We start from the raw sequence: 11,964 nt of genomic DNA, 5'->3' as shown, positions 1-11,964 counted from the left end.
TCGCCACTCTAAAAAAGTCACAATCAGGATTTAACGCTGCCGCGGCTACCGAAACGTTTGCGGAAGCGATCCACGCGACCACCGGTATCCAGCATTTTCTGCTTGCCAGTGTAAAAAGGGTGGCAAGCCGAGCACACATCAACGTGCAGGTCTTCAGCCAGTGTAGAACGTGTTTCAAACTTGTTGCCGCAGCTACAAGTGACGTTCATTGCTTCGTATTTTGGATGGATATCCGCTCTCATGGGTCGTTCCTCATAGTGCGCCGCTAACCCGATCTCTCTTTGCCGGGCACCGCGCCGGGTAATGACGTGGTTAAAAATTAGGCGGCGAATATTAACAGAATATTAGCCAGAAGCAAGAGTTTGGCCCCTTGCCGTCTCGGTTTATCAAGCCATCAGACGTCGCCACACTTTTCTTATACACTGCTGGCTTTAATTTTACCCTGAATTTTATCGCCACCGGCATGAATACACTGGTTTCCATTGCCATTCCCAGCCCTCTGCGCCGCCACTTTGACTACCTGTGGCCAGCGGAACTGACTGCGCCCAGACCCGGCGAACGGGTACTCGTGCCCTTTGGCAACCGCCGCCTTGTTGCCACCGTACTCGATTCACTGGCCAGCAGCGATGTTCCGACCAAGCAACTCAAAAGCGTATTAGAGCGACTGGATCAAGGCGAACCCGCCATCAGCAAGGATCTGCTCGCACTGGCGCGCTGGGCAGCGAGCTACTATCACCACCCCATAGGTGAGTGCCTGCAACAGATACTGCCAGTCGCCCTGCGCAAAGCCACACCACCCAAAATCGCCACCACCGCCTGGCAGGCACATGGCAATACAGACGAACTGGCTCCGTTACCCAAGCAGGCTCACCAGCAACGTGCGCTACTCAAGGCCATTCAGCAAAACGGTCAGCTCAGTCGGCGCCAAATTAAAGACATGGGTTTTAGCAACAGCGTCCTCAACGCCCTAATCAAAGGACATTATTTAAGCCCCTGTGCAGAAACTACTCCAGCGCCGCCAGCGCCTCAACCACCACTCACCCCCAACCCAGAGCAAGCGGCCGCCGTAAATACACTTACGGCAGCACTGGGCCGATTTGAGCGTTTCCTTTTAGAAGGTGTAACAGGCAGCGGCAAGACCGAGGTCTACCTGCAAGCAATTCACAGCGTATTGCAACGCGGCCAACAGGCGCTGGTGCTGGTCCCCGAAATCGGCCTGACGCCCCAAACCCTGGCCCGCTTTGAACAACGCTACCCCGGCCAGGTAGTCGCGCTGCATTCCGGCCTCAATGACAACGAGCGCTACCGCAATTGGCAGGCAATCAAACACGGAAAAGCCGCTATCGTTCTCGGCACCCGCTCCGCGGTGCTTTGCGACTTTGCCGAACTCGGATTGATCATTGTCGACGAAGAGCACGATGCCTCTTACAAACAACAAGACGGCTGGCATTATTCGGCCAGAGACATCGCCGTTAAACGCGCCGCGGACTGGTCTTGCCCGGTGCTGCTGGCGAGCGCCACACCAAGTTTGGACAGCCTCTATAACGTCAAGCAGGGCCGCTATCAACAATTGGTACTGCAGCAACGGGCCGGGGACGCCAAGCCGCCCAGCCAACGGCTCATCGATATTCGCCAACAACCCTTAGACGAAGGCTTAAGTCCGCTGCTGTTCAAGCAAATAGAGGACACCCTCAACGCCGGCAATCAAGCGCTGGTATTTCTCAACCGCCGGGGGTTTGCGCCGCTGGTGCAGTGCCACAGTTGCGGCTGGATGGCCGAATGTGAATCCTGCGATGCCCGCATGACTGTGCATTTTAATCGGCGGGAACTGCGCTGCCACCACTGCGACGCCCGAGGGGCACTGCCCAGCCACTGTCCCCAATGCCAGAACAGCAGCCTGACGTTTCAGGGCCCCGGCACCGAGCGTTTAGAAATGGCGTTAAAAAGGCGCTTTGCCGACACGCCTGTTATTCGCATTGACCGGGACACCACCTCCAACAAAGGCAGCATGCAAACCTTGGTGGACCGTATTCACAATGGCGATCCTGCGGTATTGGTAGGCACCCAAATGCTGGCCAAAGGTCATCACTTTCCCGATGTTACCCTCGTCGCCGTTGTCGATATCGATGGCGGTCTGTTCAGCCCGGACTTTCGGGCGGGAGAACGCACCGGGCAATTACTGTTACAAGTCGCTGGCCGGGCCGGGCGAGGTGACAAACCTGGCACGGTGCTGATTCAAACCCACTGCCCCGACCATCCCGTATTGCAACAACTGGTACACAGCGGATATGCCGGTTTTGCCAACACTTTAATGGCCGAGAGGGAATTGATGGGCTTGCCGCCCTGTAGTTTTATGGCGGTGATGCGTTGCGACGCCAAGCAACTCAGCAGTGCCGAGCAATTTCTCACCACCGTGAGTCAAGGTCTTCAAAATCACAAGCAATGCGATATTATCGGCCCTCTGCCCGCGCCAATGGCCCGGCGGGCGGGGCGCTTTCGTTGCAGCCTGCTCTTTCAGGCCGCAAAACGCAGTCAACTTCACACGGCCTTAAACCAAGCCTGCCACGTCGCGGAACAACAGCGGCGCCTTGGCGACCTGCGCTGGTCTATCGATGTCGATCCCATTGAGATGTTTTAAAAGGCTTGGCACACGCGCCGCCCAGCTGGTGCATTTTTAAAGCTAAGCCGCCATAATATGCGGCCCCGTATTTTTTAATCCCAGCGGGCACTTAAAACGGCACCCTGCTCCGCCCACTACAAATGGCGGATGACTGCCAAGTAAGAGAGCATCAAACTAACCATGAAAGACACCGTCGCCGACCTTATTAACCAGGCCGTGCAAAGTCTGCGTAGCCGCGCCGATTGGCCCGAAGACCTGCCCATCAATATTCAAATTGAGCGCACCCGGGACAAAACCCACGGCGACCTCGCCTGCAATATTGCCATGACCCTGGCCAAACCCCTGCGCAGCAACCCCAGAGTCATCGCCCAGCAAATTATTGATGCCCTCCCCGCCAGCGACGCGGTAGTTAAAGTAGAGATTGCTGGCCCCGGCTTTATCAACTTCTTTCTCAATGAAGCCAGCGCCTACCAGGTAATTCACGATATTTTCGCCAAGGGCGACGACTTTGGACGCCTGCCCGCCAACGGCCAAAAAGTCCAAGTCGAATTTGTGTCGGCCAATCCCACCGGGCCGCTGCACGTCGGCCACGGTCGCGGTGCAGCCTACGGTGCCTGTGTTGCCGATATGCTGGAAGCGACAGGTTACGAAGTCTGCCGGGAATACTATGTTAATGACGCTGGCCGCCAGATGGATATTCTTGGCACCAGCGTTTGGCTACGCTATTTGCAGGCCTGCGGCGAAGAACTGTCCTTTCCTTCAAATGCGTATCAGGGCGATTACATCGAAGATTACGGCCGAGAGCTACTGGCCGCCGAAGGCGAAAAACTCCGCCACAGTGCGGCTGAGGTATTTAGCGGCATCTGCGCCGACGCCCCAGAAGGCGACAAAGAAACCCATATCGACGAGCTGATCAACAAAGCCAAAAACCTGCTTGGTGACGATTATCAAATCGTTTTCGACAAGGGCTTGAATGCCATTCTTAGCGGTATTCGGGTCGATTTGGCTGAATTTGGCGTCAACTACCAAGAGTGGTTTTCTGAGCGCAGCCTCACGGAAAACCCCAATCAAGTCGAAGCAGCTATCAGCAAGCTGCAAGAAAACGGCTTTATCGAAGAGCGGGACGGCGCGCTGTGGTTTCTGTCTACCCAGTTTGGCGACGACAAAGATCGGGTGGTGAAACGCGAAAATGGCCAAACCACCTACTTTGCCTCTGACATTGCTTATCACAAGAATAAATTCGAGCGGGGCTTTGATAAGGTCATTAATATCTGGGGTGCCGACCACCACGGTTATATTGCCCGGGTTAAAGCAGCCCTTCAGGCTTTAAAAATTGACCAGAACAAACTTGTGGTGCGACTGGTGCAATTTGTGTCGCTATTTCGCGGCGACCAGCAAGTACAAATGTCCACCCGCTCCGGGTCTTTTGTGACGCTTCGAGAATTACGGGACGACGTTGGCAACGATGCGGCGCGGTTTTTCTATATTATGCGCAAAGCCGACCAAGCCACCGACTTCGATCTGGAGTTGGCGAAATCAGAAAGTAAAGATAACCCGGTATATTACATCCAGTACGCCCACGCTCGGGTTGCCAGCATTCTTCGCAAACTGGCAGAATCCGGCCAGGCTTGGTCCCAAGAAGCAGGACTAGCACAATTGCCGCTGCTGACCGAAGACACAGAAAAAGCGCTGTTAGTGAAACTCAGCCGCTACCCAGAAGTCTTATCCGGAGCAGCCGAGCAATTTGAGCCACACACACTGGCCCACTACTTGCGTGAGCTGGCAGGGGATTTCCACACCTATTACAACGCCCATAAGATGTTGGGCGAAGACAAGCAGCTTCGGGATGCCCGACTCGCCCTGTCCGTGGCGGTACAACAAGTACTACGCAACGGGCTGCACTTACTGGGCGTAACAGCACCAGAGGAAATGTAAGCATGGCTCAAGGAAAGCGAACCACCCGAGGCGCCTCCCGCGCGCCACAAAAACAGGGCGTACCTGCCTCCGTATTGCTGGGGGTCGGCTTTATCGCCGGTGTTATCTGCTCGGTATTGGTTTTCCAAATGGGCAATGACAGCTCACCCGCGGTGGCCACTGTCGCTAAACCTGCGCCAGCCACAAAGAAAAAAGCAGACGAAAAGCCCGTTACAACCAGTACCAAATTTGATTTCTTTACCCTCCTGCCCGAGCGGGAAGTTATTGTCCCCGATGAAGCCTCCGCTGCAAAAGCCGTGGCCAGCAAACCGGCACCCGACAATAAACCCCAGCCACAGAAGCCCGCTTTGCCAGACGGTGAAAAATACATTCTACAAGCTGGCTCCTTCCGCCAATCAGCCGATGCCGATAGACGCCGAGCTCAGATCTTATTGCTGGGCTTAGACGCCAAGGTTGAGGCCGTAGAAGCCAATGGTGATCGCTGGCACCGGGTTTACGTTGGCCCCTTCACGTCTCACAACACCTTGTCCGATGCCCGCGCCAAACTCATTGACGAAAGCATTGACACCTTGGTGGTCAGACAAAAGAAACCATAGTCAGTCCGCATCGCCAAAACACATCTCAAAAAATACCGTAAGTTAGCGCTCCCTATCGTTGTTCTCACGATAGGGAGGCGCCCCTCCCCTTTGGCCTCACCACTTCACAGCAAGCAATATGAATCCGCAACTTCGCCCTTGAAATACGCACTTGCAGCCACCATTTAAAAGGGAATCCATAGAACTTTATCCTCAGAAAATCAAAAGGAGCCCCGCGTGGAACAGTTTCGCGGCACCACCATTCTTTCTGTACGCCGCCAAGGCCAAGTTGTCGTTGGCGGTGACGGACAGGTCACCATGGGCAACACCGTTATGAAAGGCAATGCCCGCAAGGTACGCCGCCTGCATAACGGCACCGTTATCGCCGGCTTTGCCGGAGGCACTGCCGACGCCTTCACGCTGTTTGAGTTATTTGAAAAAGAACTCAGCAAACACCAGGGCAAACTCACCCGTGCCGCCGTGGAGCTGGCCAAGGCCTGGCGCAGCGAACGCTCGCTGCGCCAACTGGAAGCACTACTGATCGTCGCCGACACCGAAACCACCCTGGTGATCAGCGGCAACGGTGATGTGATAGAGCCAGAAGACAATATGATTGCCATCGGCAGCGGCGGCGCCTTTGCCACTGCCGCCGCTCGGGCACTCATGGATAACACCGAGTTAAGCGCCTTGGATATTGTCGAAAAAGGCCTGAACATTGCCGGTGACATCTGCATTTACACCAATCACAACCGGACCATTGAGTCCCTCGAATATTAGCGGCCTGCCCCCAGGCCAGAGATACCGGAGTCCGCATGTCCAACATGACACCCCGTGAAATTGTTCACGAACTGGATAAACATATTATTGGCCAGCAAGATGCCAAACGCGCCGTGGCCATTGCCCTGCGCAACCGCTGGCGTCGCATGCAGCTGGATGAGTCGCTACGCAACGAAATTACCCCCAAGAACATCCTGATGATCGGCCCCACCGGGGTAGGTAAAACGGAGATTGCCCGCCGTCTGGCAAAATTAGCTAAAGCGCCGTTCATCAAGGTAGAAGCCACTAAATTTACCGAAGTCGGTTATGTTGGCCGAGACGTAGAATCGATTATTCGTGATTTGGTTGACGCCTCTATCAAGCTCCACCGTGAGGAAGCGATGGAGCAAGTGTCCCATCGCGCCCAGGATGCCACCGAAGAGCGGATTCTTGACGCGCTGCTTCCCCAGGCCCGCGGCGAAAGTGAAACAGAGCAAGGCAGCAATACCCGGCAAATATTTCGTAAAAAACTCCGGGAAGGCGAACTGGACGACCGGGAAATCGACGTTGAACTAAACATGGCTCCCGCGGGTATAGAAATTATGGCGCCACCGGGAATGGAGGAGATGACCAATCAACTCCAAGGCATGTTTTCAAAAATGGGCAATGATCGTAAAAAATCCCGCCGCCTGACAATTAAAGCCGCCTACAAACAAATTCAAGACGAAGAAGCCGCCAAACTCGTTAATGAAGAAGAGCTTAAGGCGCGCGCCGTCCACGCAGTGGAACAAAATGGTATTGTCTTTATCGATGAAATAGACAAAGTCGCCAAACGCCAGGAAGGCAGTGGCGGTGACGTTTCACGCGAAGGGGTGCAACGGGATTTACTACCGCTGATAGAAGGCTGTACGGTCAGCACTAAACACGGCATGATCAAAACAGACCATATTTTGTTTATTGCCTCTGGTGCTTTTCACCTCAGCAAACCCTCAGACTTGATTCCTGAACTTCAGGGTCGTCTGCCAATCCGGGTAGAACTGGCAGCGCTGACGCCCAATGATTTTGAACGCATTTTAACCGAGCCCCGCGCGTCGCTAACTGAGCAGTATCAAGCCCTGCTAGCCACCGAAGGCACCGAGATAGAATTTGCTGCCGAAGGCATTAGTCGCATTGCCGAAACCGCTTGGGAAGTAAATGAGCGCACCGAGAATATTGGTGCCCGCCGCCTGCATACTGTCATGGAGCGCTTGCTGGAAGAGCTGTCTTATGAAGCCAGCAACAGCCAGCAGAAGCTGGTAGTCGATGCCGCCTATGTCGAAACCCAGTTGGGTGAACTGGCAAAAAATGAAGATCTAAGCCGGTTTATACTGTAAGCACATCAACGTTATCAGTGCCTCAAACCCCATGGCACGTCACAGTAGGGTCGGTGCCAGCACCGACCCTACAATAGGGCAGCAACATGATACCCAGCGACATTACCCTTCACAAAAAAACCCGCGAGCTAGAGCTGCAATACGCCAATGGCAGCAGCTATCGTCTGAGCGCGGAATTGTTACGGGTCTACTCCCCGTCTGCGGAAGTGCGGGGCCACGGTAGCGGCCAGGAAAAGCTTCAAACCGGAAAACTGCATGTTGAGATCAAAGACCTGATCCCAGTAGGCAATTACGCCTTACAGCTGGTATTTAGCGACGAACACGATAGTGGTATTTATTCCTGGACGTATTTATACGAGCTGTGCCAGAACCAAGAGTCTAAGTGGGAGCAGTATTTACAAGAGCTGGACGCAGCAGGTGCCAGCCGCGACCCCGACGAGCAGGTGGTTAAATTTTTTGGCTAGGCTGTTTTTTGCTGGGGAATTTGCAAAACAGAAGCGCTTAGCCAGAGGGCATCATCACAAAAACGGGCTTTTGCTTAACTCCGCATATTGAGAATAGGGTCAAACTTTAAATCACCATTTTCTTCCAGCAAACCCAAGCGCAAGCCTGAGGCATTCTCTACCACCACAGTGGGCGGCTCAAAATGCGGTTGCCTGACAAATTTAAGCGTCCAGCCAAAATTCTCAACACGGCGTAAACTTTTAACCTGACCATCAGTCAGCAAGGCTTCAAGGTTGCCGGGAACGGGTGGCTTTTTAAATCGTTTTTCAAAAATCATGGCTGCGACAGGTACAGTAATTGGGTGAGGGTAATTTAGCACCTCAACAACTCTGCAATACAGCGTGAGTTAACCCTATTGACAAACCCCCGGCGTTAGTTGTTACTCATAAGCAACCCCGAGGGTCAACGCCTTTACCTTATAAGTTTTCTTCCGCAAATGCCGCCAATCGCGAACGCTCAATACCGTTCACATGCATGATGCCCGCATGGGGAAAATGCTTACTCTTTTCTACCAGATACGTTAAGCCTGACGTCAACGGCGAAATATATTTGTTATCAATCTGGGCCAAGTTACCCAACACCACAATTTTTGAATTAGAACCTACCCTAGTAATAATAGACTTTAACTGAAACTGCGTTAAACCCTGAGATTCATCAATTACAATATACGCGTTATTAAACGACCTTCCTCGCATAAAGTTTAGCGATTTAAATTGAATGTTAGCTTTGTCTTTTACATATTCAATGCTACTAAACGGTGACTCATCGCTGCCATGCAGCACTTCAAGATTGTCGTCAAATGCGGCAAGCCACGGCGCCATTTTCTCTTCTTCGGTCCCGGGCAGAAAGCCGATGTCTTCTGCAATTGGCGGCGTGGAGCGAGCTACAATTAACTTGTCGTAACGTTTTTCTTCCAAAATCGCGTGAAGCCCGTAAGCTAGCGCTATCAAGGTTTTACCCGACCCGGCCGGACCAGTTAACACGGTCATATCAATATTAGGCCGCGACACCATAAAAAAAGCCATGGCTTGTTCAAAGTTACGGGGTTTTAGCCCCCACATATGTTGATTCATCATCTGCTCTTTGCAGAGGTCCAACAGCTCAATGCGTTCGCCCTCTACCGATCGCACCTGTCCCACAAAGCCACTATCGTCGAAAATAAACTGATTAACATGGGCATGGGGCAACACGTTTCGGCTCAACACATGCACCGTTTGACTGCCTTCACGAATGGTGTCAACGGTATCCACCTGATCCCAAAAACGCCCCGGCAAATGCTCATAGCCCTTGGCCATATACTGAATATCATCCAGCACTCGGTCCCGCCGATAGTCCTCAACATTTTCCAGTCCGGACCCTTTAGCCTTCAAGCGCATATTAATGTCTTTTGTGACCAGACATACATAAGCTCCCGGGTTTTTAACCTGCAAATGCAAGGCAACATTGATAATGCGGTTATCGTTGGCCTGCTGCTGACTGCCATCCAGATACGCCGCAGCCGTATCGTGATTAATAAGCTGGTCGGGAAAAATAGCCAACAAGCCGTTTTTATCTCCCTCCAGACTGTTGGGAATTTCCACCCCTTCTTGAATTGCCCGAGGGCTGGCATTAAACAGAATTTTATCGATGGCATTAATGGCTATTCGAGCCTCCCGGCTCACGTCTTTATCTCGCCTGTCCTTGATATGATCCAACTCTTCTAACACCGTCATCGGAATAACCACCCGGTGTTCCTTAAATGCGCTAATTGCCATGGGATCGTGCAGCAATACATTGGTATCAAGAACAAAGATTTTTTCCATAAGGCTCTCTCTGCAGGCAGGGAAGTGTAAGTCGGCCAGCGGCCGTTTTTATTGATAGAGCATGGGGGCGAAGCTGCCCGAAATTTGAGGTACACGAAGATTTGAACTGAATCGTAGGGGACTGCGGCCGTCGCGTTAAAGCACAGTCGGGGGTATATGTCTTGCTGTTAGCCAAAAGGCAAATTTGCACTGAAAACAATCGACCAGTCCAAAAGCGAGATGTGTCTTGATTATTGGGAGCCAAGGCGCAACTTGTCAACCAAACTTTATAGGAATCCTCGCTTAGATCGCATTTTGCATTACGCTGGGGCGAACGCCCACGAATACGCACCATATTCGCGCTACATGGTCTTTAACGGAAGACGCCACCGCTGTTTTCCGCTACCCTGTAGCCCCATTTTTCGCAGCACAGACAGGTAAGACGGCATCATGCTAGACCCAAATTCGCTGGCGCAACTTAATCAGTTAAAGACCGACATCATCGAATCTAAGGATCAAGGCGAAGGCGAGGTCAGGGGTAGCCAAAGGCGCTTTGGCTTTGTCAAGCTCGACGATGGTCGCGATGTATTTCTTGCGCCGGATGATATGCAGCGCGTATTCCCTGGCGATCGAGTAAAAATAACCGTCCACACCGACGACAAGGGCAAATTCAAAGCCGAGCTGGAAAAACTGCTCAAAAGCCCGCTGGATACCTTTACCGGCCGTTACGTTATTCGCGGCCAAGGCCATTTTGTAGAGCCCGATCTGCCGCGTTTCAATAAGCTGTTATTCATTCCCCCTTCGCAACGCAAAAAAGCCGCCGAGGGTGATTTGCTGCATTGCAAGGTCAGCCGCCACCCCTTCCGTGACGGCAAATCACAAGTCAACGTGCTGGCACGCATTGGCAGCCTGAACGAGCCGGGGGTCGAGGCCCGCTACACCCAGTACAAATTCAACCTGCCCAGAGAGTGGCCCAAAGGCACAGAGACACTGAACGATCAGCGCGCAGACAAGCGTGACGATCTTAGAGCGACACCCTTTGTCACCATCGACTCTGCAGAAACCCGGGACATCGATGACGCGCTGTGGGCTGAAGCCAATGAGCAAGGCTGGCGTCTACAAGTCGCAGTGGCAGACCCCGGTGCCTACATCCTGCCTGGCAGCGCATTAGATAAAGCTGCCGCCGCAAGAGGCACTAGCGTCTATCTGCCCGGCAAAACCCAGGTCATGTTTCCCGAAGCCATTACCAAAGACCTGTGCTCGCTGCTGCCAGAACAAGATCGAGCCGCCCTTGTTTGCACAATGCAAGTCAGCGAACACGGCGAAATTAGCCAAGTCAGCTTTTGTGAAGCACTGATCCGCTCCCATGCCAAGCTCAGCTATAACGGCGTGCAAGCCCAGCTAAATGGCGATGAAACGCTAGAGCACCCGCAGCTCAAAACACTTGAAGCGGTCAGCAAAGCACTCAATAGCTACCGGACCGAACATGCGTTGATCATGCCCGAGCAAGCCGACTTCCGTTATGAATTAGACGATGCCGGCCAGATTGCAGCCATTACCAAGGTTTTACGCAACGATGCTCACCGCCTAGTCGAAGAATGCATGTTGGCGGCAAACCGTAGCGTCGCTGAGTGGTTTGCCGACGGTCCAGCCATATTTAGTAGTCATGCTGGTTTACGGGAAGACCGATTAGCGAATGTTCGCGCGGTGATGGCCGAGGCGCTGCCCGAGCTACAGGATTGCGACATCAGCACCTTAGACGGCTATCGCCAGCTGATCAATGCAACCAGCACCAGCAGCTCAAACCTGCCGCTGCGGAGTATTTTCGCCAGAATGCTACAACCCGGCGAACTTAGCCTGGAGGCAAAACCGCATTTTGGCCTGGGACTGGAACGCTACAGCACATTTACGTCGCCGCTGCGCAAATACAATGACTTAATTGCCCAGCGCTGCATTCGCGCCAAGCTCGACAACACCCAAGCCAGCTTACCCAGCAGTGACGCACTGCAGGCATTACAAGACACTCTCCGCAACGCTCGTCAGGCCAGCCGCAATATGGAACGCTGGCTGCATTACCAGTTTTTGGCCAAGCAGCCAAAGGATCAGGTCTACCAAGGCCATATCGCCCACTTAAACGGTGGCGGCTTTACAGTCGAACTGGACGACACTGGCATTAACGGTTTTGTCGAAGCGCGCTCCATTCCCGAGAAACTCAGCTTTGACGCCAATAGCCTGCGTCTATTCAATGACAAGCGCCTGTTCCAGCTGGAAACGCCGGTTACAGTGAAAGTCGCTGAGCTCGATCCCTTTGCAGGCAAGCTATTGTTCAATGTCGTCGAAGACGAAGCGACAACGCCAAGCGACCCGGCAGAAGCCGCCACAAACACGAAAGAAAGCAGCTAAAACAGAAGAACGAAGCT

The 11,964-nt window shown here is 53.1% G+C and carries 10 protein-coding genes; 7 read left to right on the top strand and 3 right to left on the bottom strand.

Annotated features, from left to right (window positions below):
- Positions 1 to 23: 23 nt before the first annotated feature.
- Positions 24 to 242 (bottom strand): 50S ribosomal protein L31, encoded by a 219-nt coding sequence (gene rpmE / locus IMCC21906_RS03215; protein ID WP_047010966.1) that lies wholly within the window; start codon positions 240 to 242, stop codon positions 24 to 26.
- Between the two features lie 128 nt (positions 243 to 370).
- On the opposite strand from rpmE, the gene IMCC21906_RS03210 reads away from it, so the two are divergent.
- The 6 genes from IMCC21906_RS03210 (at position 371) to IMCC21906_RS03185 (ending at position 7,723) form a co-directional block, all read left to right on the top strand.
- Positions 371 to 2,638, top strand: coding sequence for a primosomal protein N' (locus tag IMCC21906_RS03210; RefSeq protein ID WP_231580309.1), 2,268 nt, complete (start codon positions 371 to 373; stop codon positions 2,636 to 2,638).
- A 162-nt stretch (positions 2,639 to 2,800) separates the two neighbouring features.
- A complete protein-coding gene (gene argS, locus IMCC21906_RS03205; protein ID WP_047010965.1) occupies positions 2,801 to 4,555 on the top strand; it encodes an arginine--tRNA ligase in 1,755 nt (584 codons plus the stop codon).
- A 2-nt stretch (positions 4,556 to 4,557) separates the two neighbouring features.
- Positions 4,558 to 5,151 (top strand): SPOR domain-containing protein, encoded by a 594-nt coding sequence (locus tag IMCC21906_RS03200; RefSeq protein WP_047010964.1) that lies wholly within the window; start codon positions 4,558 to 4,560, stop codon positions 5,149 to 5,151.
- Positions 5,152 to 5,367: 216 nt separating this feature from the next.
- A complete protein-coding gene (hslV, locus tag IMCC21906_RS03195) occupies positions 5,368 to 5,907 on the top strand; it encodes an ATP-dependent protease subunit HslV (protein WP_047010963.1) in 540 nt (179 codons plus the stop codon).
- Positions 5,908 to 5,942: 35 nt separating this feature from the next.
- Positions 5,943 to 7,259 (top strand): ATP-dependent protease ATPase subunit HslU, encoded by a 1,317-nt coding sequence (gene hslU / locus IMCC21906_RS03190; protein WP_047010962.1) that lies wholly within the window; start codon positions 5,943 to 5,945, stop codon positions 7,257 to 7,259.
- 86 nt (positions 7,260 to 7,345) lie between these two features.
- On the top strand, positions 7,346 to 7,723 hold the full coding sequence (locus IMCC21906_RS03185; RefSeq protein WP_047010961.1) for a gamma-butyrobetaine hydroxylase-like domain-containing protein: 378 nt from the start codon (positions 7,346 to 7,348) through the stop codon (positions 7,721 to 7,723).
- 74 nt (positions 7,724 to 7,797) lie between these two features.
- On the opposite strand, the gene IMCC21906_RS03180 is transcribed toward IMCC21906_RS03185, so the two are convergent.
- The gene (locus IMCC21906_RS03180) at positions 7,798 to 8,082 is read right to left on the bottom strand and encodes a hypothetical protein (RefSeq protein WP_156165974.1); all 285 of its coding nucleotides are present in this window, start codon (positions 8,080 to 8,082) and stop codon (positions 7,798 to 7,800) included.
- Between the two features lie 97 nt (positions 8,083 to 8,179).
- On the bottom strand, positions 8,180 to 9,565 hold the full coding sequence (locus IMCC21906_RS03175; RefSeq protein ID WP_047010959.1) for a PhoH family protein: 1,386 nt from the start codon (positions 9,563 to 9,565) through the stop codon (positions 8,180 to 8,182).
- Positions 9,566 to 9,994: 429 nt separating this feature from the next.
- Between IMCC21906_RS03175 and IMCC21906_RS03170 the strand changes: the two genes are divergently transcribed.
- Positions 9,995 to 11,947, top strand: coding sequence for a VacB/RNase II family 3'-5' exoribonuclease (locus IMCC21906_RS03170; RefSeq protein WP_047010958.1), 1,953 nt, complete (start codon positions 9,995 to 9,997; stop codon positions 11,945 to 11,947).
- Positions 11,948 to 11,964: the final 17 nt, after the last annotated feature.

The organism is Spongiibacter sp. IMCC21906, assembly GCF_001010805.1.
Classification (GTDB): Bacteria; Pseudomonadota; Gammaproteobacteria; order Pseudomonadales; family Spongiibacteraceae; genus Spongiibacter.
This window is presented reverse-complemented; position numbering and strand designations above follow the sequence as displayed.